At 34.2% G+C, this 26,001-nt stretch carries 21 protein-coding genes; 16 read left to right on the top strand and 5 right to left on the bottom strand.

Annotated elements, in window-relative coordinates:
- Nucleotides 1–72: 72 nt before the first annotated feature.
- Nucleotides 73–726: a hypothetical protein gene (locus KF816_00105; protein MBX3006402.1), complete on the bottom strand. Its 654-nt coding sequence runs from the start codon at nt 724–726 to the stop codon at nt 73–75.
- A 105-nt stretch (nt 727–831) separates the two neighbouring features.
- On the opposite strand from KF816_00105, the gene KF816_00100 reads away from it, so the two are divergent.
- Nucleotides 832–1,986 carry an aminopeptidase gene (locus KF816_00100; protein MBX3006401.1) on the top strand — a complete coding sequence of 385 codons (1,155 nt, stop codon included), beginning with the start codon at nt 832–834 and terminating at the stop codon, nt 1,984–1,986.
- On the opposite strand, the gene KF816_00095 is transcribed toward KF816_00100, so the two are convergent.
- The gene (locus KF816_00095) at nt 1,980–3,347 is read right to left on the bottom strand and encodes a TIGR00341 family protein (GenBank protein MBX3006400.1); all 1,368 of its coding nucleotides are present in this window, start codon (nt 3,345–3,347) and stop codon (nt 1,980–1,982) included. The genes KF816_00100 and KF816_00095 overlap by 7 nt on opposite strands.
- A gap of 156 nt (nt 3,348–3,503) precedes the next feature.
- On the opposite strand from KF816_00095, the gene KF816_00090 reads away from it, so the two are divergent.
- Both KF816_00090 and KF816_00085 read left to right on the top strand, forming a co-directional pair.
- Nucleotides 3,504–4,526 carry a serine/threonine protein kinase gene (locus tag KF816_00090; protein ID MBX3006399.1) on the top strand — a complete coding sequence of 341 codons (1,023 nt, stop codon included), beginning with the start codon at nt 3,504–3,506 and terminating at the stop codon, nt 4,524–4,526.
- A gap of 20 nt (nt 4,527–4,546) precedes the next feature.
- Entirely contained in the window at nt 4,547–4,984 is a 438-nt protein-coding gene (locus KF816_00085; protein ID MBX3006398.1) for a C_GCAxxG_C_C family protein, read from the top strand.
- Between the two features lie 69 nt (nt 4,985–5,053).
- Here the strand turns inward: KF816_00085 and clpB are convergent, their stop codons facing one another.
- Nucleotides 5,054–7,672 carry an ATP-dependent chaperone ClpB gene (gene clpB, locus KF816_00080; protein MBX3006397.1) on the bottom strand — a complete coding sequence of 873 codons (2,619 nt, stop codon included), beginning with the start codon at nt 7,670–7,672 and terminating at the stop codon, nt 5,054–5,056.
- 201 nt (nt 7,673–7,873) lie between these two features.
- Between clpB and mnmE the strand changes: the two genes are divergently transcribed.
- From mnmE to KF816_00045, 7 genes are all read left to right on the top strand, one after another.
- Nucleotides 7,874–9,229, top strand: coding sequence for a tRNA uridine-5-carboxymethylaminomethyl(34) synthesis GTPase MnmE (mnmE, locus tag KF816_00075; GenBank protein ID MBX3006396.1), 1,356 nt, complete (start codon nt 7,874–7,876; stop codon nt 9,227–9,229).
- Between the two features lie 89 nt (nt 9,230–9,318).
- Complete coding sequence (gene mnmG, locus KF816_00070) at nt 9,319–11,193, top strand: tRNA uridine-5-carboxymethylaminomethyl(34) synthesis enzyme MnmG (protein MBX3006395.1); 1,875 nt, start codon at nt 9,319–9,321, stop codon at nt 11,191–11,193.
- Nucleotides 11,194–11,206: 13 nt separating this feature from the next.
- Nucleotides 11,207–11,887 (top strand): 16S rRNA (guanine(527)-N(7))-methyltransferase RsmG, encoded by a 681-nt coding sequence (rsmG, locus tag KF816_00065; GenBank protein MBX3006394.1) that lies wholly within the window; start codon nt 11,207–11,209, stop codon nt 11,885–11,887.
- A 216-nt stretch (nt 11,888–12,103) separates the two neighbouring features.
- Nucleotides 12,104–13,225 (top strand): SIR2 family protein, encoded by a 1,122-nt coding sequence (locus KF816_00060; GenBank protein MBX3006393.1) that lies wholly within the window; start codon nt 12,104–12,106, stop codon nt 13,223–13,225.
- Nucleotides 13,226–13,279: 54 nt separating this feature from the next.
- Entirely contained in the window at nt 13,280–13,861 is a 582-nt protein-coding gene (locus KF816_00055; protein ID MBX3006392.1) for a PadR family transcriptional regulator, read from the top strand.
- Between the two features lie 174 nt (nt 13,862–14,035).
- Complete coding sequence (locus KF816_00050) at nt 14,036–15,019, top strand: integron integrase (protein ID MBX3006391.1); 984 nt, start codon at nt 14,036–14,038, stop codon at nt 15,017–15,019.
- Between the two features lie 162 nt (nt 15,020–15,181).
- Nucleotides 15,182–15,874 (top strand): hypothetical protein, encoded by a 693-nt coding sequence (locus KF816_00045; GenBank protein ID MBX3006390.1) that lies wholly within the window; start codon nt 15,182–15,184, stop codon nt 15,872–15,874.
- Between the two features lie 317 nt (nt 15,875–16,191).
- Here KF816_00045 and KF816_00040 read toward each other — a convergent pair whose 3' ends face one another.
- Together KF816_00040 and KF816_00035 are read right to left on the bottom strand one after the other, a co-directional pair.
- On the bottom strand, nt 16,192–16,404 hold the full coding sequence (locus KF816_00040; GenBank protein ID MBX3006389.1) for a BrnA antitoxin family protein: 213 nt from the start codon (nt 16,402–16,404) through the stop codon (nt 16,192–16,194).
- 1 nt (nt 16,405) lies between these two features.
- A complete protein-coding gene (locus KF816_00035; protein ID MBX3006388.1) occupies nt 16,406–16,687 on the bottom strand; it encodes a BrnT family toxin in 282 nt (93 codons plus the stop codon).
- 245 nt (nt 16,688–16,932) lie between these two features.
- Between KF816_00035 and KF816_00030 the strand changes: the two genes are divergently transcribed.
- From KF816_00030 to KF816_00005, 6 genes are all read left to right on the top strand, one after another.
- Nucleotides 16,933–17,811, top strand: coding sequence for a TlpA family protein disulfide reductase (locus tag KF816_00030; GenBank protein ID MBX3006387.1), 879 nt, complete (start codon nt 16,933–16,935; stop codon nt 17,809–17,811).
- Between the two features lie 742 nt (nt 17,812–18,553).
- On the top strand, nt 18,554–20,725 hold the full coding sequence (locus tag KF816_00025; protein MBX3006386.1) for a DUF87 domain-containing protein: 2,172 nt from the start codon (nt 18,554–18,556) through the stop codon (nt 20,723–20,725).
- Nucleotides 20,726–20,730: 5 nt separating this feature from the next.
- Nucleotides 20,731–22,092, top strand: coding sequence for a DNA double-strand break repair nuclease NurA (locus KF816_00020; GenBank protein MBX3006385.1), 1,362 nt, complete (start codon nt 20,731–20,733; stop codon nt 22,090–22,092).
- Entirely contained in the window at nt 22,089–23,213 is a 1,125-nt protein-coding gene (locus tag KF816_00015) for a hypothetical protein (GenBank protein MBX3006384.1), read from the top strand. The genes KF816_00020 and KF816_00015 overlap by 4 nt, the downstream gene beginning before the upstream one ends.
- 213 nt (nt 23,214–23,426) lie before the next feature.
- The gene (locus KF816_00010; GenBank protein MBX3006383.1) at nt 23,427–24,296 is read left to right on the top strand and encodes a hypothetical protein; all 870 of its coding nucleotides are present in this window, start codon (nt 23,427–23,429) and stop codon (nt 24,294–24,296) included.
- A gap of 209 nt (nt 24,297–24,505) precedes the next feature.
- Nucleotides 24,506–25,792 (top strand): hypothetical protein, encoded by a 1,287-nt coding sequence (locus KF816_00005; protein MBX3006382.1) that lies wholly within the window; start codon nt 24,506–24,508, stop codon nt 25,790–25,792.
- The last annotated feature ends 209 nt before the right edge of the window (nt 25,793–26,001 follow it).

Genomic DNA, 26,001 nt, shown 5'->3' with positions numbered 1-26,001 from the left:
AACATTTAATAATTATAATTAAATCTATTACCGTAGTTTCTTTCGCAGATAGGTACAGTAAAGGAGAAGCGCCTATTCTATCAATACTTTTCCGGGCAGAAATTCTTTCAATATTTTTAAATAATAATTAAATAGGTGGTCGGAATTTGTATTCACCCGAAACTTATATTCTTTATCGGCCACAAAAATTAATTTTATTTGAGAAAACCATCTTTGTCTTTTGATCTTAATTGCAGTTACAATTTCATATCGAAGTATAAAATTGTGTTTGTTGGCAGAAACAATTCCCGCCGAATCGAAAGAAGCAACCTCCGCGGTCACTTCACTTCTTCTATTGGATAGAAAATAATCAATCAAGCCCCCAATTGCTCCAGCAAGATTAGCTTTTGGTCCAGCTCCACCCCAATATGCTCTTTGGCCCCCCGCTATATCGGTCGATCCAATTCCCGTTTTTGCAAAAACCAATCCATCAGGCATAAAGAATAATGTAAAGATTTTTCCGGGAAATCCTGGCTGGGTTAGATCGCTTAGAATTGTTGGGGGTTTTAAAGAAGAATTAACCGGGGCACGAATGATGGTTTTAGAGGTTTGTTTTTTCTGATTTAAGTCTTTTGGGGGGAATAATTTTTTTTTAAAGAAACCAAATAACTTTAAGATGAACCAAAGAATAAACCAAAGGAGAGTTAATACAATCAAGATTGCGACTAGATTGGATATCGTTTCCACAAATTCTCCAAAGTCTGATTGACAAATAAATTGATTTAGAGGATAGTGTCAATAAAAATAATTATATTTTTAGCACAGAATCTTAAATTGTAATGGGGAGTTGATATGAAAAAAACAGCTGTATCTTTATTCATCTTAATAATTATTGTCGCTAATGTTTATTCTCAGGGAAAAAAATCTAAAGAGGACGCATACGAATTCAAAATTACACATAATATAAAAACAACCCCGGTTAAAGATCAGGGAAAAACGGGAACCTGCTGGTCCTTCGCTACAACATCCTTTATTGAAACCGAATTAATTAGAATGGGCAAAGGGGAGCACATACTTTCTACAATGTACAATGTTAGATTTGCTTATCCCCAAAAAGCGAAAAGATATGTTCGCTACTCGGGGAACGCTGCTTTTGGAATGGGGGGACAGGCGCATGATGTTTTTAATGTCATTAAAGAATATGGGATTGTGCCGGAAGAAATTTATCCCGCTATGAATATAAAAGAAGAGAAACATAATCACGGTGAACTTGATGCGGTAATCAAAGCTATTACCGATGCAGTAATTAGAAATAAAGGGGGAAAAATAACTCCGGTTTGGCCCAAAGTTATAGATGCGACGCTCGATGTTTATCTTGGCATTCCTCCAAAAGAATTTTTTTATAAAGGAATAAAATATTCACCTAAAAGTTTCGTTGATTCACTTGGGTTTAATGTTAACGACTATGTTGAGTTTACTTCATTTACGCATCATCCATTTTATAAATGGATCGATCTGGAAGTCCCGGATAACTGGAGCCGTGATAAATATTATAATATCCCAATTGATGTAATGATGCATATGATTGACTCATCACTAATAGCCGGATATTCGGTTTTGTGGGATGGAGATACATCTGAAAAAGATTTTTCGAAAAAGGGAATCGCGATAGTACCCGAAGAAGAGGACTCAACAGTTGATGATGACGAGGAAAAAGATAAAAAGTATGAGCCGGTGAAGGAAAAATTTATTACTCAAGAAATGAGGCAGGAAACATTTGACAATCAAACTACTACCGATGATCATTTAATGCATATTACAGGTCTCGCGAAAGATAAAAGAGGGTACACTTTTTATTACACAAAAAATTCGTGGGGCACCAAAGATAAGAAGTTTGAAGGGTACTGGTACATCTCAGAGCCATACTTACGCCTAAAGACTATTGCGGTGGTTCTTCACAAAGATGCAATACCAGATTGGTTGAAAAAAAAGATAAATATTTATTGAACAACTAATCGGAGTTTATCAATTTTTAACCTTGCGAGCAACCAGGTTTCAAGCTTTTTGATTTCTGCGCCGCTTTGTCTATAATTAAATTTTGTATAAACCACCGACAAAGTATCGAGTCCTTTTTCTGTTGACGAGGCCAATATTACTCTAGTTATAAAGAGCTCTTTCAAGCTTTTATTTAGTGATTTCGCCTCGTTAAATATATCTTTTACAAGCGCGTCATCAAATCCGGTTTTTGTTAATTCTCTTTCAAGGAGTGCGATTTTCTCATCTTTGTTTTTTATTAACTCTTCATTTTTACGATATAAATCTTCAATCAAGCCGGAGCGGATATCGGCAAGGTTTATTTTTTGATTCTGATTGCCGCTCTGTTTTACTACAAGATTTGCCTCTTCAAGATTGTAATTCTTTAATTTAGATTTTGCCGAAGCAATTTTTTCATTATTAATTTCTCCAATTGTGAACACTTCAATTAGTTTTTGCTTTCGATCGTAGACAATATTTTTACCTACTATAAAGACATTACTAAAATTCATTTCATTGTTTAAAAACAAGTTTGCGTTTCTTGTGAAGATACTTTTTTCAACAATCTCGTATCCCAGGTAAACACTAGGGATTACAGTAATCCCCACTATAATTAGAATATACATTTTTACTTTTCTTTCAAATTCTTTGTTAGGATACTCTTGCTGAGGATATTTAAGAAAGCGTACTATAATAAAGGTAGAAAGACTAATAAATACACTGTTAATAAAGAACAAATAAAACGCTCCCAAAAAATAGGAGAGATTTCCCTGAGCAAGTCCATATCCGGCTGTGCACAAAGGGGGCATTAACGCGGTTGCGATTGCTACGCCCGGTACTACGTTGCTCACATGCTTACGTGAGGCCGCAACAATTCCCGCTAGTCCTCCGAACAGAGCAATTAATACATCCCAAATTGTTGGGGTCGTTCTCGCCAATAATTCCGATTGTGCATCACCAAGCGGGGATATCAAAAAATATAGGGTTGAAGTTAAAACACTAAAAACAACCGAGATGGCTAAATTCTTAAATGAAGTTTTTATCAACTTTAAATCATTAATCCCAACCCCCATTCCAATTCCCATAATTGGACCCATCAAAGGAGAAATCAACATCGCGCCAATTATCACCGCGGTGGAGTTAACATTTAATCCCACAGAAGCAATCATAATGGCAAATATTAAAACCCACAAATTTGTTCCTCTAAACTCAACTCCCTTTCTAATTGTTTCTATGGTTTTTAGTTCGTCTTCTTTATCTTCATCTAAGTTAAATCGGTCTTTAAGTATATCTTTTATTATGACCAAAAGGCGTGATCGTTTTGAAACTTTCATTTCTGTTTCCAAATTTTTACTTAATATATTAAAATCACGAATTAATTTCTGTTTCTTTGTTTTTGATATGGTGAACTTGACAAACATCAATAATTATTAATTTACGTTTGTTTAAATTTTGTAACCGAACAAAACTTAATTAGAAAGCATAACCCTTTGGAAAACCTAATCGGTAGAAAAGTCGATCACTATAAAATTGTTTCTCTTCTTGGGGAAGGCGGGATGGGGGTTGTGTTTCTTGCGTTCGACTTACGGCTTGAACGCTATGTAGCAATAAAGTTTATGCATTCACGAATTGTTAATGATAGAGCCTATCGAAAAAAATTTAAGAATGAGGCAAAACATCAAGCCGGGATGTCTCACCCCAACATTGTTACGGTTTTCGGCTTTATTGAAAATGAAAATCTGCTTGGCATTGTTATGGAATATATTGATGGTGAAACAGCAGAAAGTTTAATTAAAAGAAAAAGAAAAGTTTCTGTTGAAGAATCGCTCCACATTCTTAAACAAGTTTTAAAGGGAATCCATTACGCTCATACACTTGGGTTTATTCATCGGGATATAAAACCATCAAACATATTAATCGGTAAAAATGGCTCGGTTAAAGTAGTGGATTTTGGTATTTCTTCTTATTCCTACTATGATGAAAATTATACCCCAACGGATGGAAGATTTGGAACGGTTCTTTATTTAAGTCCAGAGCAGATCAAAGGTCAAGCAGTAAATTTGAGAAGTGATATTTATTCGATTGGCTGTACTGCTTACGAGTTGTTGACCGGATACCCCCCATTTTATTCTCAGTCAGATTTTGAGATATTAGAACATCATGTACATAGGGCGCCGCTGCCCCCATCTAAATATAATCCGGAAATAGTCCCCGAACTTGATAATCTTATTTTAAGAGCTTTAGCTAAAACTAACATTGACCGGTTTTCTAATTGTGAAAAAATGTACGATGAAATAAAATTGTTGAAGATTAGTAGAATTTCTACGACAACTGCCGAGTTTAAATATGTTCCCCAAAAGAAAAAAATTGGGCCAGTAATTGTTACTTTGTTGTTCTTATCAATTATAGTGCTCGTTACCTGGTTCGTTTATAAAAATGTAAAATTCAATACTACACCCGAATCAAAACCAGATTCAACCACTGTTCAGCCAATTGAAAGATTTGTTAAGTAACTAGTTTAATGGAGAATAAATTGGAAAAAAAAGAAAAAGCATTAGGATTATTCAATAGTTCATTTAACTGTTCACAAGCTGTATTCACTGTCTTTGCCGAAGACCTTGGTTTAAAAAAAGAGGAAGCGCTAAAAATCGCATGCGGCTTTGGTGGTGGAATGGCTAGAATGGGAAATACTTGCGGAGCTGTTACCGGCGCCTATATGGCAATTGGATTGAAATATGGAAAATCAAATAAAGAAGATAATGAAGCGAGAGATATAACTTTTTCAAAAATTCATCAATTTGCCGATGAATTCAAATTGAAAAATAATTCATTAGTATGCAATGAATTACTCGGTTGCAATTATGGTACTCCCGAAGGAAGACAATTTGCGGCAGATAATAATTTGCATTCCAAAATCTGTAATAACCTGGTTACAGATGCGGTTGAGATAACAGAAAAGTTACTTAAATAAAGTCGCTAGACATTTTTATTATCATTTATTATCCTTCTAAACTAGTGGGGCAGCGATTTTGTTCAATTACTAAATTTTCTCAAAAACCAGTTTTCCTGCCCCAGGGTATTTAATTGAAACCGTATCCCCGTTCTCGAATTTTCCCATTAATAATTCAGCCGAAAGGGGATTGATAATAAATTTTTGCACCGTTCTTTTGAGAGGGCGGGCGCCATAATTAATATCATACCCATGTTGAAGAAGAAAATCTTTTACATCTTCTTCAACAGCAAGCGCAATTCCCTTTTCCATCAGCATTTTTCCAACCCGCTGGAGCTGTAAATCTATAATTTCTTTAATTTCTTTTTTGAGTAGAGGTTTAAAGAAAACTATTTCATCTATTCTATTTAAAAATTCGGGTCTAATGGTTCTTCTCAATAATTCGGAAAGAGTAACACGCAGTTCTCCCAAAATGTTTTCAAGATTTGATTCATTTATTTCAGATAGTTTTTCCTGAATTATATGTGAACCAAGATTTGAAGTCATAATTATTATTGTGTTTTTGAAATCAACAGTCCTGCCCTGATTATCGGTCAGTCTTCCATCATCCAATACTTGAAGAAGAACATTAAATACATCGGGATGAGCTTTTTCGATTTCATCAAGCAGAAGAACTGAGTATGGTCTTCGCCGCACAGCTTCAGTTAGTTGACCCCCCTCATCATAACCCACATATCCTGGAGGCGCGCCAATTAATCTTGAGACTGAAAACTTTTCCATATACTCGCTCATATCAATTCTTATCATTGCGTGCTCATCATCAAATAAAAATTCGGCGAGCGCTCTCGCCAATTCTGTTTTCCCAACCCCTGTAGTTCCTATAAAAATAAAAGAACCAATGGGTTTGTTCGAGTCATGCAATCCCGCGCGCGATCTTCTTATTGCGTTAGCTACAGCAGAAACCGCGTCATTCTGTCCAATAACTCTTTTATGAAGTTCATCTTCCAATTTTAAAAGTTTTATTCTCTCACTCTCCAGCATTCTACTAACAGGAATTCCTGTCCATTTTGCAACAACTTCCGCTATATCCTCGGCATCAACCTCCTCTTTCAACATTTTAGTTTCTTTTTGAATTAAAGCAAGCTCCTCGCTTTCGAGCTTCATTTTTCTCTCGAGCTCATTAATTACGCCGTAACGCAATTCCGCGACCTTTCCCAAATTTCCTTCGCGCTCAAATCGTTCGGCATCGGCTTTCGCTTTTTCAATATCACTTTTCATAGCTCTTATTTTTTGAATTTTTTCCTTTTCAAGTTGCCAGTGACTTTTTAATCTATTTCTCTCTTCCTGTAATTCGCTCAATTCCTTTTGAATATCTTCAAGTCGTGAAAATGATTCTGAATCTTTTTCCCTTTTAAGTGCTTCACGCTCAATTTCCAGTTGCTTAACTTTTCGTTCAATTATATCAAGTTCTTCCGGCATCGAATCAATCTCAATTCTTAATTTAGAAGCGGACTCATCAATCAGATCGATTGCTTTATCAGGAAGAAATCTATCGCTTATATATCTATTTGAAAGTTGAACCGCCGCTACAATTGCGCCATCAGTAATTCTAACTCCATGATGAACCTCGTATCTCTCTTTCAATCCTCTTAATATTGAAATAGAATCTTCTTCATTAGGTTCCGATACAATTACCGGTTGAAACCTTCTCTCGAGAGCGGCATCTTTTTCTATATATTTTCTATATTCATCTAAAGTTGTTGCTCCAATTGCATGAAGTTCACCACGGGCCAGAGCCGGCTTCAAAATATTTGCGGCATCCATAGCGCCATCAGTTTTTCCGGCGCCAACAAGCAGATGAAGTTCATCAATAAATAAAATTATTTCACCCTCAGATTCCTGAACTTCTTTAACAACCGCTTTGAGTCTATCCTCAAATTGACCACGATACTGCGCGCCCGCAACTAACGCCCCCATATCTAATGCAATTATGTTTTTTGTTTTCAAAGATTCTGGAACATCTCCCGAAATAATTCTATGAGCTATCCCCTCGGCAATTGCGGTTTTGCCAACGCCGGGCTCACCAATTAACACTGGATTATTTTTTGTTCTGCGGGATAGAACCTGAAGAACACGCCTTATCTCATCATCACGTCCAATTACCGGATCCAGTTTACCGCTGCGGGCAAGCTCATTCAAATCTCGTCCATATTTTTTTAATGATTGATAAGTTTCTTCGGGATTTTGTGAAGTTACTCGTTGATTTCCCCTAATATCTTTCAATGCAGCAAGAATGATGTTTTTATTTATACCGTTATCATTTAATAATTTTCCGGCTGCACCTTTTTCTTGTGAGAGGGAAATAAGAATATGTTCGTTAGAAACATATTCATCTTTTAATGCCTTTGCCTCTTCTGAAGATTGATCAAATAATTTTGCGCTATTCTGCGACAACTGCTGATTTCCAATTCCAGCGCCCGAAACTTTTGGTAACCTTTCAAGCAGTTCGCCAATTTTTATTTTGATCTGATTCAAATTGCTTCCCGATTTTTGCATAATTGAAACTGCAACATTCGATTGATCCTGCAGCATTGCTGCTAGAACATGTTCCGGCTCCACAATTTGATTGTTGTAGTTTTGTGCAATCTCTATCGCGTTCTGAATCGTCTCCTGAGCTTTTACAGTAAACTTATTAAAATTAAATGGCATCTAATTTCTCCCTGAATCAATATTATCACATTAAATTTACCGCTCATACATGAAAAAATCAGCAAAAGTTTCACAAGAGTTAGTATATAACTAATTATTATATTACGAACTCGTAATATATTGAAAGCTTATCACATATTATGATTAATTGAGACTGAGCGCCAATTAACTTATTTTTGCAAGCACATTTAAAAGTTCTACATGATTTATGAAGATGATACAATAGTTGCGCTTGCTACACCGGCCGGCGTTGGCGCTATTTCAGTAGTTAGAGTAAGTGGTAAAAATAGTTTTGACTCAATTGATAAAATTTTTTCCGGTAAAATTAAAATCTCTGATGCGCCGAGCCATACCATCCATTATGGAAAAATTCTATTCTCTAACGATGAAGTAATTGATGATGTTTTAGTTTCTGTTTTCAGATCCCCACATTCTTTCACCGGCGAAGATTCTGTTGAAATCAGCTCTCACGGAAGCCCCCTCGTAGTTCAAAAGATTATTCAAAGAATATTAACAGAGGATATTCGAACTGCAGAACCGGGAGAATTTACAAAAAGAGCATTTTTGAATGGAAAATTAGATCTCTCACAAGCCGAAGCTATTGCTGATATAATTAATGCAAGGACGGAATCCTCGCTACGTGGTGCAAGAAATCAACTCGATGGAATATTATCAAAAAAAGTTGAGTTATTGAGAGAAATGTTAATAAACACATCTTCTTTGCTGGAACTAGAGTTAGATTTTGCGGAAGAGGATTTGGAATTTGTAAATGCTGATCAGGTAAATGAAAGAATTGATTCGATAATGAATGAAATCAACGAATTAATAAAATCCTATTCTTTCGGTCGTGTAATTAGAGATGGAATAAATGTCGCGCTAGTTGGAAAACCAAATGTTGGCAAATCCTCACTTCTTAATTATATATTAAAAGAATACCGCGCAATTGTGAGTGACATTCCGGGTACAACTAGAGATATCATTAGAGAAGAGGTTTCAATTGAGGGGGTATTATTTAGGTTAGTAGATACGGCCGGTATTAGATTCAGTGATGACACAATTGAGATTGAGGGAATTAACAGAAGCAGAGATGCTGTTAAAAATGCAGATGTCGTTTTGTTTATAAACGATGTGTTAAGCGGTTTTGCCCTTGATCTATATAATCAACTTTTAGAATTAACCGATGAGGAAAGAATTATTTCGGTTATGAATAAAATCGACCTCAATCCACACGAAGAGTTTAATGCCGATGTACAAATTTCTGCTATAAATGGGGATGGAATTGATAAATTATTTAGAAAAATGAAAGAAGTCGGGTTAGGGTCAAATGTTTATAGCGAGAAATCGGCAATAGTAACTACAATCAGACACTATGATGCGCTTCAAAAGACAAATGAATATTTATTGAATGCTAAAAGATCTATTTTGAACAAGCTAACCGGGGAGTTTGTTAGTGTGGATCTAAGAAATGCAGAAAGTACACTTGGGGAAATTATTGGAAAGGTTACTTCAGACGATATTCTTAATAATATATTTTCAAAATTTTGTATTGGGAAATAGTAAGTTCCACGTGAAACGGATCTATGGTTTTGTGGGTTTCTGAATAATCTTAGTTTCACGTGAAACAAGACAATGTTAGAAAGGAATAAATGAGAAATTTTGATGTTATAGTTGTTGGCGGTGGTCATGCCGGGATTGAAGCAGCATCAGCGGCTTCGAGGATGGGTTGTTCGGTAGCTTTAGTTACGATGGACAAAAATGCTCTGGGGAGAATGTCCTGCAATCCTGCTATTGGCGGTAGCGCAAAAGGGCACCTTGTACATGAAATAGATGTTCTTGGTGGTGAAATGGGGTTAATAGCAGATCGTACCGGAATTCAATTTAGAACATTAAATAAATCGAAAGGATCTGCCGTGTGGGCGGGGAGATGCCAATCTGACCGGAAAATTTATTCCGAAGAAGCGGTGAGAGTTATTGGCGGGTTAAATGGGGTAGAGATAATTGAAGATTCTATCAACGAGGCCTTTGAGTCGGGGAAGAAGATTACGGGAGTAAAAACAACCAAAGGTGAAGAAATAGGTTGTAAAGCATTGGTTGTATGTTCGGGCACATTTCTTAACGGATTGATGCATACCGGATTAAGTGCAACCAGCGGTGGAAGGTTTGGTGAACAACCGGCTCTAGGATTATCAGAATCTCTTGTTAAAATGGGATTCGTTTCTGGAAGATTAAAGACCGGAACACCTCCAAGGTTAAACAGAAATACAATTAACTGGGATATACTAGAAGAACAACCGGGGGATAATCCTCCTTTACCATTTTCGTTGAGAACACCGAAAGATCAGTTTCCTTATCTACCACAAATTAGTTGTCACATCACCTATACTAGCCAAAATGTTCATCAAATACTTGAAAAGGGATTCGACCGATCACCAATGTATACCGGTTTAATTTCGGGAATTGGTCCAAGGTATTGTCCTTCAATAGAGGATAAAGTAAAAAGATTTAACGATAAAGAGAGACATCAATTATTTTTAGAACCGGAGGGACTGGATACAGATTTAATTTATATCAATGGATTTGCAACTTCTCTTCCGGTTGAAATTCAGCTTGAAGCGCTGGCAAAAATTAAAGGATTAGAAAATGCCGAAATGGTGCGCCCGGGTTACGCTGTTGAGTATGATTATTTTCCTCCCCACCAGGTTGATTTGACCCTCGAAACAAAGCTAATTGAAGGGCTCTATTTTGCGGGACAAATAAATGGTACATCGGGCTATGAAGAAGCCGCTGGACAGGGATTGATTGCGGGAATTAACGCCGCGCTTAAAATTCAAAAAAGAAAAGAGTTTGTACTAAAAAGAAGCGAAGCATATATAGGAGTGCTGATTGATGATCTCGTTGGAAAATCTACCAACGAACCATATAGAATGTTTACTTCCCGCGCCGAGCATAGATTAGTTTTAAGACAGGATAATGCCGATAGAAGATTATTAAAATATGGATATGAGTTTGGTTTAATACCAAAAGAAATGTTTGATGAACTTAATAGAAGAGAAGAATTAATTAGTGTTGGAAAAACATTTTTATCAAAGAAGAAAATTACTCCGGCGGCGATTAACAAATTAATGATCCAAAAAGAAATCAACTTAATTGACAATTCAGAAACAATCGAGAAAATAGTAAAACGCCCGGAGCTATCACTCAAGGAAGTTTTGGATTGTTTGGATGATAAGGAAGAGGTAATATTAAATCTTGAAAAGGATGAGCGGGCATTATTGCAGGTTGAAATTGAATTTAAGTTTGCCGGCTATATTCAAAGACAGGAAGAATTAATTGGGAAAATGGAAAAATTAGAGAAAGTTAATATCCCCTTAAATTTCAATTATCACAATATAAAGACTATTTCGGCAGAGGGAAAAGAAAAGCTGGCTAAAGTTAAACCAAGAACCATTGGGCAGGCCGCAAGAATATCGGGGGTAACGCCTTCAGATATTTCTATTTTATTAGTATATTTGAAAAACTAAATTTGAGAGTTTGGTGGATCTTCAAGAGCAATACTTAAGGGAACTTAAAAAGCTATTTTGGGAAAACCAGTTAAATCCTGATGAATATCAACTTGAACGACTTGCTCATTTTTCGCAATTAGTTGCTGATAAAAACGAAAAAGTAAATTTAATTTCCCGAAAAGATGTAGAAAAGATAATTGAAAATCATGTTTTTTTATCCTCGCTTGTTGCAGAATTTTTACCTCCAAAAATTCAGAAATTTTTAGATATTGGAACCGGTGGCGGATTTCCCGGAATTCCACTTTCCATTACCAGACCAACACTACGCGGAGTACTAGCGGACTCAACAACTAAAAAAATAGAAGCGGTAAAAGAATTTATTAGTAATCTAAAATTGAATAATGTTGTAGCTGAAAATTTTAGAGTTGAGAGTGATGAGTTTAAAGAAAAATATGCCAACACTTTTGATATGGTAATTAGCCGCGCTACAGTTCCTCTCATCATACTGTTCCGTTATTCACTTCCCCTAATAAAAGAAAAAGCATATTTAGCGGCGGTTAAAGGGGGAGATATTATGGATGAATTTAAAACCGCTGAACTTAAATATAAAGCGCACATAAAAAAATCAACCGTATTCGAACTCGCCTATAAACCCTCGAACGCTAGAAACGAAAAGGGAAAAAAGCTTATTCTAATTGAACTGAATAAGTAGTTTCGCTGATTAGTATCTTTTTGATTAATTCTACCACAGCATGAATTAGATTGTTGTTATTAGCAATCTCACTACCTAATTTAAATAAACAGATTGGGGGCTGGATTTTAATATGTTGAGAAATATTTATTACTTATTTATTGCGGTGATATCGAATTGTAATATTTATAGTAAATTAGAAAGTAATTATATTGAATTGGAAATAGGAAAAAATGATTGGAAAAATTTCTTAAATATAAAGATGCGCGTGATGTAACATTTGTGCTTGGTGCAGGCGCATCAAAACCGGATGGAGTTCCATTACAAAGAGAGCTTCTTCCATTAATTATTTCGGGGGAGATAAATGAAATTGAAAACTCTGAAATTGGAAAAATTGTTGTTGAGTTTATAAGGGATAATTTTAAATACAATGCAAACACACACCAATTTCCACAGCTCGAAGCTGTGTTCGGATTTATAGATTATTTTATTCAGCAAAACGAAAGTCTAAATAAAAAATACACTACTGATAGATTTATAATTATAAAAGAATACTTAATAAAACTAATTCATTATGTGGTAAATTTTCAGACAGAAGAAAAAAGCGATCACTACTTTCAATTTTGGAAATCAATTCAAAAATATTCTACAAACAGCTCGGTTATAACTTTAAACTACGATACTCTACTCGAACATGCTTTTGGGTTTATGTTCCGCACGCAGGCATATATTGATTACGGCATTCCTCTAATGAATTTTGAAAAGCTCCCTCAACTTAAGAATTACAATTTTTGGGTTAATCCAAAGGAACCGGTAAATGTTAACGAAAACGAAAACCCGGTTCCAATCAAAATATTAAAACTTCATGGCAGTTTAAATTGGAAATACTGCAACTGCTGTAATCAAACTTTACTAACCCCATGGGACAGAAAAATTGAATTAAGCAGGGGAAAATTTTTAGGCTACACCTATCCCGAGAATGAGGAATATGAGTATACTTGTCCGCTGGATGGAACAGATTTTCAAACCCTAATAATGCCCCCTACATATTTAAAGACTTTGAATCACCCGATAATATCTCAACTATTAAGCGAAGCCTCACGAGAAATAAGGGTATCGAAAAAAGTTGTATTTATTGGATACTCGTTATCGAACGCAGATCTTCATATAAAGGCGCTATTTCAGAAGCATCTGAATGAAGGAAAAGAGGTAATTGTAATAAATCCTAAAAAGCAGGAAGCACTTGAACTTAGATATAAATCAATTTCGCCGAATGCAAAATTTATTACCACCTCATTTGAAGAGTTGGTTGAATCCCCCGATATATTTCAACAAATCTATGCACCCCCTCTTGATTAAGCAAAAATCAAGCTCTATCTTTATACTACTTCACTAAAAGAGTTTGAAAAACGAATGCTTTCTAAACTAGCCGCATTAATATTAGGGATACTTGCCGAGCAGGAAAGGAATCCTTATGAAATCACCAAGATGCTTGAAGAGTTAAATACAAAAAAATGGCTCCCTGTAGCCGACTCAACAATTTACGCTACAATCAATATTTTAAAGAAAAAAGGTTTTATTGAAGGAAGGCACGAGAAGAACGGGAATCTTCCGGAAAAAACAATTTATAGCATAACGACCTCTGGGGATACTGAATTAAAAGATTCAATAACCGGATTTCTTGAAGAAGATGCTTCGATGGCAGCCGAGTTTGATATTGGAATTTTATTGATGCATAATTTGAGTAAAAATGATATCCTTCAAAAATTAAAGAAGAAATTGGAAAGAATTGAATCGAACACATTTACGATAAGAAAGCAAGTCTTTGCTCTGGAGATGGATCCAGGAAAAATTGCGTTTACCAGTTTAGCGATGATGAAACACAGACTTCACCTTTTGGAAGCGGAAAGCAAAACAATTAGAGAACTAATAAAAGAATTAAACATAAGAAACAGTATCTCGGACCTCTCCCCATTCGATTTGAGAATGATGTAGGATGGTGAAGAAGTGTAGAGTAGAGAGTGATGAGTAAGTGTTAAAAAACCAGCCATAAAATAGCCGTCAAGAAACTCATAAAAATCAAATATAAAGAGATTGCTGCTCTAAGTTTAAATAACTTGATTTTATTTTTATCATAACTTAAATTCATGTCAACTTTATAATAAGTCGATGATAAAAACATCTCTTAAAAATGGGGCCCCAAAGCTTTTAGACCAGGTTAGAATTTGCTTAAGAACAAACCATTACAGTCCTCGTACAGAAGAAAGCTATATCGGTTGGATTAAAAAATTCATTATCTACAATAATAAAACGCATCCTGAAAAATTAGGTAAGGAAGAGATTCAAAAATTTATAAACCATCTTGCCGTTGATAAATATGTTTCGGCATCAACACAAAATCAGGCGCTGCAAGCTATTCTATTCTTATATAAAAATATTATTAAGAAGGATATTGGATGGCTAAAGGAAATTAAGTATGTAAAAAAAATAAAGCGCTTGCCGGTTGTTTTTACGCGGGGAGAAACAGCAACAATAATAAATCAGCTAAGCGGAACACTAAGGTTGGTGGTTAGTTTGTTGTATGGTACCGGTATGCGATTGAATGAATGTTTAAGATTGCGGATAAAGGATGTTGATTTTGGAATGAACCAAATAATTGTTAGAGATGGGAAGGGAGAAAAAGATAGAATAACGGTATTGCCTCAAAAATTAGCTATCGAATTAAAATTACACATTGAGCGGGTTAAAGAGCTTCACGCAGAAGATTTAAAAAACGGTTTAGGAAGAACCATTTTGCCTTATGCGTTAAAGAATAAATATCCAAACGCTGATATTGAAACCGGGTGGCAATATGTTTTTCCATCGAAGTCGTTTATTTATGATGAGCAGAAACATTTAAAGTACCGGTATCATATTCATGAAAGTGTAATTCAGAAAGAAGTTAGAAAGGCATTATTAAGAAGCGGAATAGACAAGCCCGGGAGTCCCCACACATTAAGACACAGTTTTGCCACTCATTTATTAGATGCGGGTTATGATATTCGAACGGTTCAGGAGATCTTGGGACACAAATCGGTAAAGACCACAATGATATATACGCATGTACTAAAGAATGTAACGGGGGTGAGGAGTCCGCTGGACACAATTATATAGTAGGAACAATATTGCGCAAAAAGATTGGAAATTTGTAAATAATAAAAACAATACCGGTCGGATATAATTCCAAAGCGAGTGATAATCCCGGCGGGTTAATTAATAGTTATACGTTTAATTAATATGAAAAATATTCTAATAATCTTACTATTATTTTGTTATGTGATTGCTAATGCACAGTCTCATAAATCTCATTTTCCGCTAGCTAAAGGGAATAAGTGGTTTTATTCTTGGTCTTATGGTGATATTGGCACAATTCGAACATTTCTAGAGGTAGTAGGTGATACATTAATGAATGATGGTAAATTGTATTCACGGATTGATAGCTTTGAAAAAAAAGATTCTATATGGGAAAGATTCATTGGTTTTGAATATTTACGTGAAGAAAACAATATCCTTTATGAATTTCGGAGAGGTATATTACTCAATTATGATTGGAATGATAATACGTCCAGTTCAGAATTAAATGGAATCTATAGTAAAGTTATTGTAGAAAGAAAACAAATCTTAGGGAAGATTACCTTAACATATGTTTTATATTATAATCAATATGAAAGCTCATCTATTTCTGATAGTATTGGTTATTTTGAATTATATAACTTAAGCCGGAATGATTGGACTCAATCAAGTAGAACACTGATTGGATGTATTTTGAATGGAAATATTTATGGAATTATTATTACAGATATTAAAAATAATCAAGTGAGATTACCTAAAGAGTATGTTCTTACTCAGAATTACCCAAATCCTTTTAATCCAGTAACTAAAATAAAATACTCTATTCCCCATAATAACCAAGTTATAATAAAAGTTTATGATGTTCTCGGCAAAGAAATATCAACATTAGTTAATTAGTTTATAAATGCTGGTGAATATGAGGTTGAATTTAATGCAACCAATTTACCAAGTGGAGTTTACATATGTAGAATGGTTTCTGAAAATATTGTGAAAGCAAGAAAGTTATTATTACTGAAATAAAACGTATAACAAGTTCTTCAAGCCGCCCGCTTTAAACATTGCGGCATTTTTATAATTATAAAGTTGTGTTGATAAAGTTAGTTGCTCTTTAAGTTTATTGAACAAAATTAATTTATAAATAATTATTGGCAAAGTTTTTCAAAGTTGCATTGCTGTTCTGGGCGGCGGCTTAAAAACAACGCCGTTAGGGGCATTTACTTTTGCCAATTAATATTAGGTTTAAAATTATTTTGAGCGCATTCTCTTAAGTACATATTCATGAGATTTTGATAAGGGATATCAATTTCTAAAGCTAGTTTTTTGAAATACTCAACCGTTTCCTTTTCAATACGAATGGAAATTTGTTTTTTAAGCTTCTTTATATAAGGATTCTTGATGGAATCGCTGAAGTTATATTCTTTTTTCATTTTATTTTACCTCATGGTAATATTTACTTTCAGATTTAGTGGCTTTGCGAGCGGAAATAATTCTAATTGTTTCATTGTTTTCTTTATAAGTATGGACAACAACTAAGAGTCTTAATTTGGATGTAATTCCTAAAATAATAAAGCGTTCTTCATTTATTGAGTGTTCTGGATCAGATATAAGTCGTGCGTTGTCATCAAAAAACACTGTTTTGGCTTCATCAAAAGAAATTTTGTGCTTTTTGATATTAGCAAGGTTTTTGCTCTGATCCCATTGAAAACGCATATAGTATTAACCGCTATAATAATTATTAAATAATGCTATTAGAAAATAAAACAATAGCCCCTAACAAGCAACTCAAACCGACTGCTGTAGCCGGTCGCAATGTTTGTCGTGGGACATGGTTGTATTTTATGAAAGAGAGAAGTAACAAAATAACACAAACAATAAATCGTGGTATTGGTAACGTAAACCTTTTGGCAGCGGTTTAGTTGCCACGCCGTTATACACATTAATATGGGAGTATTAATATGAAGCGTCTTCTTTTGTTGATTTTAGTTTTATCTAATATATCAGTCCAAGGTTCTAATCCAGATGGTAAATGTGGGATTGTAAAATTAGTTACCGGAATACCAAAAGAAGCTGAGAAACAAGCAAAAAGTTTTGTAGAACCATATTATGCTTCCATTCCAACAAATAATGCTTTTAAGAAAGTGTACGTTCTCTGGGATAAAGCAAAGCCAAAAAGTTATAGATTGATGGTTGTATATAATGACGATTTCTGGAGCTTTATTGGGACTTCTTTCAAAAACAACAATGAAGTATTCTATAGTGATTCGTCATCATTTCAGAACCGAGATGATTATAAAAGTATTGTTCCATATCAGCTTAAGTTGGATGTAAAAAAACAAGAGTTACATTATTATTGGGGTAAATCGAAAGAAAAGGGAATTACCCAGCGTGGCGGAGTTCCACAGTTTATAAGACCAAGATTAAGTAAAGATAATATGATGCCGGAATTTAATTTTAAGACATTTGAAGGGGAGACAATATCATCAAAAAAATTGAGAGGTAAATTTGTTTTTATAGACTTTTGGGGAACTTGGTGCGGAGGCTGTATCTATGAAATGCCTTATGTAAAAGAACTGAGAGAAAAAATAAGTACGAACAAGCTATTTGTCGTTGGTTTTGTAAATGATAATAAAGATTCATTGAAAAAATATCTGTCTGCTAATTCGTTTAATTACCCGAATGTGTTACTAGACTCATTATATCTTGAAAAATGTAAAGTAGAGTCATATCCAACAAAAGTATTGTTAGATCCAGAAGGAAGAATAATAAGTACAGATTTTATTGCGGATAATTTAACAGAGACAGTATTAAAAAAAATAAACAACTATAAAAAGTAAATGTGTATAACCCGCACTTCAGCCCGACCGCTTCTATCGAATCGGTCGTAGTGAAAAGTAATTGGGTTTGGCTTTTCAAAGTTGGTTGCTTTATAAAGTGTGATTGTAATACAAAACAGATTAATAAATAAAGTTGTGCATTTCAAACCGTCATTGTAGTTATTGGCGGCGGGCTAAGCGCAACGCCGTTAGGTTTCAAAACTAATTGCGTTGTCATATTAACATCAGTATTTAGTTTTGTGCAAAAATTTGTATTCGTTCATTACAAGTTCTAAACAAAGGGAAACCGGCTCCGGTATCAACCAACCTGCATTTGATTAATAATTGGGTTTGAAATTAAAATTAGTGCAAAAATAATGAGTAGTTAAAAATTGAGTTGGTTGAAAAAATTAGGTGGCAAAAAAGTAAAATAGTGGCAATATTGGGTTGAGAAAAAACATAAATCTCATTTCAATCCTAAAAAGTTCTTCAAAAAAATTGGGCGTAGGAAATAAAAGGTAAAACCTAACCAGCGGGTCAAAGCGACCGCGTCTCCGCCAAAGGCGGACAAGTACGAAGCGGTCGAAGGGAAAAAAGTTAGTTGGGTTTTACAAACATAAATAGTAGAAGTGGTGGGATTCATACAGTAAAAAACTAAAACAAAAAGGTATTCAGGTAAAGTAAAAATAGCTGCTATTGGCGGCGCTTTACCCGCAACGTCGTTAGGTTTATTTTGAGAAATTAAAAAAAATAGGTAATAAATATGGCGAATGATTTAAAAACATCTATTGAACAAGAGCATCAAAATATTCAGAAAACAAATGCTCAAAAAATATTCTCTGAACTAATTCAAAAATCACAATATATTGGTGAATTATTTTCAATCAATTACGAAACTGCAAAAGTCCAGATTCACGATAATGAACGTAAAAAGGTCGGCGGGATTCCTAGTCTCAGTTTCCTTATCGCTACACGTATCGATTCAGATTCAACGGAGACTAATTTTAAAGAAGAAGATGCATCTATAATTTTATTACGTGTTACTGATGCTGCTCAACTACCTAATAGTTCCGAAGCTGAAAGAATTAGAGTCGAGTCGGCTCAAAGAATTAGTGGCGAAACAGATAAACATTGGGATGCTGATGGCATAATGGATACAAAAACACGTGTTTATTTAGGATATGCCGGTGTTGAATGCAGAATTATTGGAACGTTTTTTTTGGAGGCCGAAGATGATGAAAATCCTGAATCACCTCTAAGACTTAATTTTGGAAGCGATATTTCAAATTATTATCCGAACCGTGGACTAAAAGTATACAAACCAAATGCAAAGGCTTTGGAAAAGATTGTTAACTATGTTGATCCTAAAAATATAGCCGACCATTTTGAAAAATATAAAAATCGTTCGACTGTTGAATTAGGAAACATTAGATATGCATCTACAAATAGGAAGTATCAACAGATAAGTGGAGTCCCAGTTTCAATTTACCCAGCAGATCTTCTTTCACAAAAAACAGCACTTTTTGGAATGACAAGAACGGGAAAGTCAAATACTACTAAGATTATTTCTAAAGCAATTTACGAATTACGCCAACCTTCAGAAGGAGAAGGTGAACCATTAAGAATCGGGCAGTTAATTTTTGACCCTAATGGTGAATATGCGAACGAAAATGTTCAAGACAATAACAATGCATTAAAAAATATATGGCAACTTCATTGCAACACAGAAGAAGAAGGAGCAAGAAAACAATTTAAAGATAGCGAAGTGGTAAGTTACGGTATTTCAAGGCATCCGAATGATGAAGACAGAAAACTTATGTTAATTAATTTTTATTTAGATGAAAACTTGCAAATTGGAAAAGAAATAATTGATAATTCTTTTAGAAAAGATGAATCTAAATTTATTGAAAATTTCAAACAAATAATTTTTGAGCGACCAGAGTCAACAGATAGAAGCGCTACTACGAGATATAATAGAAGAATTCTTGCATATAAAGCATTACTAGCTAAAGCTCAATTTGATATTCCAGACGGAATAAATATTTCTACACGCGGATTATTTACAAGTGAATTATTTGAAGGTCGTCCAAGAGCAAGGAATGAAGCTGACAGATTTAATGGAATGCTTAATGTTACAAGTGATCCAGATAATGCATCAAAATACCAATCTGCTGCAAGGATTTTTCAATCGAGTAATCCCTCGCTATCAAGTTTAGCAAACGCTTTTTCTATACTTTATGAATATATGAAAACCGCTGAATATCGCGCTTTTGACAGATGGTATATAGATCAAAGTTCCTCTGGAGAAAATTGGGCAGATGAAGATTTACTGAAAATACTTGAAATGATTTATAGACCAAATGGCGCCAAACAAATAGGTAAGGTTCGTGATAATCATTCTGCATCAACCTCGTCGGATTATGCTGAAGATATCTATAATGATTTAGTCAAAGGAAAATTAGTAATAATAGATCAATCAATTGGCGACCCAATACTAAATAAATCTTCCGCAGATAGAGTAATGAGCTTTATTTTCCAAAAGAACCTTGAAAAATTTAGAAATGGAGAGATACCACCCGAAATTATAATTTATATTGAAGAAGCTCATAATGTACTTCCGGCTGGCGGTGATCTTGATTTAAGAGATGTTTGGGTAAGAACGGCGAAGGAAGGTGCAAAATTAAGAATTGGTTTAGTCTATGCGACACAAGAAGTTAGTAGTATTCAAAAAAACATACTGAAGAATACAGCAAACTGGTTTATCGGGCATCTAAATAATACTGATGAAACCAAAGAATTGTGTAAATTTTATGATTTTGCTGATTTTGAACCATCAATTCGAAGAGCACAAGATAAAGGATTCTTAAGAGTAAAAACTCTTAGCAACCCGTTTGTAATTCCAGTTCAAATCAAACTTTTTAAAGTTACGGAGTAATAAATATGCCTTATGATAATGAATTCGCAAGTTACGAACCATTAAGAAGGATATTAGAAAATCCGAAGGTAAAAGCACTCCAAAATAGGCTAAAGATTCGTAGAGTAAATGAAACTCAAGAGGAAATTAAATCCAGTTTAACTGAATTTTCAAAAATGACACCAAGTGATTTTCAACCCGATTTAGTAATTGCTATTGATGGTAGTCATCATGAGGTAAAAATCGAGAATGGTTTTCCCGGTGCTGAAATAGGTTATGTTACCGTATCGTCTGTTTTGTTATTCTTAAATAAAGTAAGAGAACATGCGAAAGATGAATTTATTGATCCTAAAAAGTTTAGGGAAACGGAAAAAGCTGAGACAATTGATTCTGTTTTTCCAGGATGCAATGTAATTATTGATAATGAAAATTCTGCTAAAGCATCAATGAGAAAAACCCTCTATGAAGAAATGAAAGGAAGTTCAGTATTTAATGGATCAGAATCATTGCTCAATACATATGAAGAATTATTAAGAATTAAACTTGAGAAAGGGACTAGTGACAAACCGCCAAAATGTCCTCACGATGATTGTGATGGAAAATATACCTACGGTTATGGTGAGTATAAATGCGGGGAATGTGGAGGAATTTTGTATTCCACAGACGCAATGAGATTGCATGAATTAATGAATCCTGTCGGAAGTAATGGTGAATTGTTTGGTCAAATAATGTCAACTATCGAACGTTTATGGCTTGTACACATTCTTCGTTCATTTGAAAAACAAAATTGGATGTCAACACTAAGACGTGTAGCATTTTTCCTTGATGGTCCCTTAGCGGTATTTAGTACTTCATCTTGGTTAACAAAATCTATTATTTATGAATTAGCTAGGCTTAATGATGTTGCAAATAAAAAGTACGGACAAGATTTAATTATATTAGGCATTGAAAAATCTGGAGCATTCTATAATCATTTTGAAGAAGTAGATACCTCAAAAGAAGGAGAAAAAGATATAATACCAAGACAATCAGCTTTTTTACTGTATGATACTTATATTAAAAATAATATTGTGTTTTCTACCAGTTCAAAAAATTATGGTGCGGACACCTATTTCGGAAGGAAAATATTCTATAAAACTCTTAATGGTTACAGAATAGTGCCTAATATTGCATTTTATAACGAGTCCCAAAGTAACATTAAAACAGCACGAACTGATCAATTTCCAAGATTGGCAGATGTACTTAATTTACTTGATCAATTAGTGTCGAGTAGATACCCACATTCAGTTACACCGTTAATCTCGGCACATGCTGAAGCTTCAATTCCATTAAATCTTGGCAAAAAATTATTTGAAGAAATTGCAAAAGAAATTAGAGATAGAATTTGAAAATTGAAAGCAAATATGAAAAATATTTAAAGGGATACTCAACTTCTATCTCAAGATGGTTGCGTTTTGGACCGTATTATGCAATGTTCCCAATGGAATTTGCTTTCGATGTTATTGAAAGATATAGTAATCCTAATGAATATATTCTTGATCCTTTTTTTGGTCGGGGCACAAGCATAGTTGCCGCAAGTGTTTTAAATAGAAGGAGTTTAGGAATAGAAATTAATCCGCTTGGTTGGCTTTATACTAAAACAAAATTAAATCCAGCAAGTCCTGTGAGTGTTTTAAAAAGACTTGAAAAAATTGATTCAATTTCAAAAGACTATCGCAAATCAATAAATAATTTGCCTCAGTATTTTCGAATGTGTTTTTGTGATGATGTTTTAGTTTTCCTACTATCTGCAAGAGAAAATTTGAATTGGCGTAGATCAAAGATTGATGGCACATTAATGTCATTTATTTTGGTTTACCTCCACGGAAAAATTGGTGAGGGATTATCAAATCAAATGAGGATGACAAAATCAATGGGTTATAATTATTCAATTGAATGGTGGAAAAAAAATGGTTTCGTAAATCCACCTGAAATTGACCCCGTTGAATTTATTAAAAAAAGAATTTATTGGAGATATGATAAAGGAAAACCAGAATTGAATCACAACGAGATTCATCTTGCTGATTCATCAAAATATCTAGATAAATTACTTGCCCAAGGAAATACTTCAAAGTATTCTTTATTATTTACTTCCCCACCCTATTGGTCAATCACGAATTATCATATTGACCAATGGCTTCGAATGTGGTTGCTCGGTGGAGAAATGGAACCTAAATCATTACAAGATGATCATCGTGGGAGGTTTTTATCAAAACAAAAATATTATGATCTTTTAGATAAAGTTTTCAGTGCATCTGCAAAATTGCTCAAAAATAAAAGCGTTGCCTATGTCAGAACTGATGCAAGAGAATTTACATTTGAAACAACCAAGGAATTGCTAATTAAACACTTCCCCAAACATGAACAGCAAATATATTTCAAGCCTTTTAATAATAAAACGCAAACTCATTTGTTTGGAGATAAATCTAAAAAACCTGGTGAAGTTGATATTATAATGGTTAGGAAATAAACCTAACAAGTGCCTCAAGCCGAAAGCGTTTTCGCATTTGACATATGTGCAATTAAAAAGTTTGTATTTCCGTTTTGGCTTTGCTATTCAGCGTAGTTTATAAATGAAAGTTTGTTCTAATTAAAAAGTTATTTAATAAATGTAGCATTGTTGTATTGGGCTTCGGCTTAGGCACAACGTCGTTATACTTACCAATTAAATTATAGTATTGAAATGGAAATTGGGTTTACAGATGAATTAAGAAATAAGATTGCGGAGACAATTCAAAATATTGACCCTAAAATCTTGGATAAGTCAATTTCTATAGAATTCAAACAGAGCGAAGCTTTTAAGTATACCCAACAGTATGAAACAGCTCAAGCGAATAAAATATATGCACTAAATTATTTCTTCGACTTAGTTGATTTATTTAACGAGATAAGATATTCAGCAATTTCCGCAGAGTGTTGTCGTGAATTATTAAAAAAGTCGGAAGCTCAATTACACGAAAGACAAGAATTAGGTTGGCGATTTAAATATTATGTTGATAGTGCAATCTATAGGTATTATTCATATTGGGAATATGTCGGAAGATTTTTCAATGAGTATTTTGATTTAAAACTTGATGTCGATAAAAAGGACAATGAAAAAGAGAAAGATTTTTATTTCGCGCGCCAAGTCTTAAACATTCTAATTAAGGAATACAGTCATAAAATATTGGTAAGTCTATTGGAATTGTGGGCGCAGTCTAAAGAAGTTTTTGATTATAGGATTGTTAAAACGCACAAACGGAATACAAGAATTGGTGAAGAAATATTAAAGTTAACAAAAGAAAGAAGTGCTGAAGGAAGAACATTAAAATTTGATGTTGGCAAAGATTACTCTGGTGATGATTTATTACGATTGCTAAAGTCCACTTACAAAAATGCTCGTTTGGGGCTCGGATACATTAGTGAAATATTTGAAAAAGGACATGATGAATTCATCAAAAATTCATCTGAGAAAGAGAATAAATCTCATATTATAATTCCTGATACTAAAACAATATTACAATTTCAAAAAATCATAAAGAGTGATAGTTTGCTAATAAAACTTAGAAAGTAAGTATAACCCGCACTTCAGCCCGACCGCTTCTGTCGAATCGGTCGTAGTGAAAAGTTATTGGGCTTAGTGTTTCATTGTAAGTTGCTTTTAAAAGTGTGATTGTAATAATAAACAGATTTATAAATAAAGTTGTGCCTTTCAAACCGTCATAGTAGTTATGGGCGGCGGGCTAAGCGCAACGCCGTTAGGCAAATAATATAAGGTGATAATTGAAAAAAACGATTTTCTTTTTAATAATAAGTTTGTTGTTATTTAATTCATGCAACAAAGAAGAGCCTAATCCTTTAACTCCGTTATTAACAAAAAAAATCATAATAGAGAATATCTCTGCAAATCCATCAACAATAAAACCAGCGGATCAATCAACATTGATTTGTTTAGCAACAGCTGAAGATGGTGTTGATTTATCATATACATGGTCAACAACTACTGGCACTTTCCCAAACAATAACACGGGTTCCTATGTCATTTGGAAAGCTCCATCTTTCGAGGGCAACTATAGAGTTAAATGTGTTGTTAGCAATGGAATAGAAACTATTGATTCCACTCTAATGATAACAGTGACGAATAATGCTCAATACAAATGGAAACAAATAAACTTTACTCCTAGCAACTATAAAATTAACAAGGTGTTTTTTAAATCAGCAAATATTGGCTGGGCTGTGGGTTCATCAAATGACTCCAATAATTATGGTATAATATTAAAGACAAGTGATGGGGGCTATAATTGGGCATTGCAATATCAAGAAGAAATATTTAATCAGACTTTCGCATCAGTCTATTTCATTTCAGAAACTACTGGTATTGTTACTGGAAATAGTGAAATCATTTTGAGAACAACTGATGGGGGCAACTCATGGGAAAAACAGAATAATGGACAGTGGTCTAATTTGTTAAGTGATGTGAAATTTATTTCTTCGCAAAATGGTTGGATTGTTGGTTATAATACTAATTCTGGGGTGAATCCAAGTTTTGTTTTCAAAACCACAAATGGTGGTGAAAACTGGACTAGAAATACTGTCAATTATGGTTTTCGAGAATGTGCTTTTACTTCAGAAGGTAGTGGCTGGGCATCAAATTATTCTACAATTTATAAAACCACAGACGGTGGAAGTAATTGGCAAGAACAAATTATCACGCCTTATGTAGGTGCAATTGTCGGTCTATGTTTCCCATCCGCAGATATTGGGTATTTTGCATACTTACCGGAGAACGGTTTAAAATCATCAGTATTTAAAACGACAGATAGAGGAAATAGTTGGGTCAAGATTCATGAATTTGATTTTTGGGTTAGATCAACTCATTTTATTACAAATAATATTGGATGGATTGTCGGTAATAATGGTAATATATATAAGACTACAGATGGTGGCTTGTCTTTTATACGACAACCAACCGGTTATCCATATGTTTTTACATCTGTTAACTTTGTAAATGAGAAAAATGGTTGGGCTGTGGATGGAATTAATGGAACATTATTCAAATACATTGATTGATGCCGATTTGAATAATTATTCGTTTGAATATTGCCTAACCAGCTTTTCCACCCGACCGCTTTATTTCAGAGCGGCATTGGATAAGTTATTGGGTTGATGGTGCAATGATAAATAAGCAATTAAAGTTGTTCTAAAAAAAAAATTAGTTAAAAAATATTGTCAGTGGTTTTTCTGTTCGTCATTACTGTTCTGGGCGGACGGGTGAAAAG

Source organism: Melioribacteraceae bacterium, assembly GCA_019638015.1.
In the GTDB taxonomy this organism is placed as follows: Bacteria; Bacteroidota; Ignavibacteria; order Ignavibacteriales; family Melioribacteraceae; genus JAHBUP01.
This window is presented reverse-complemented; position numbering and strand designations above follow the sequence as displayed.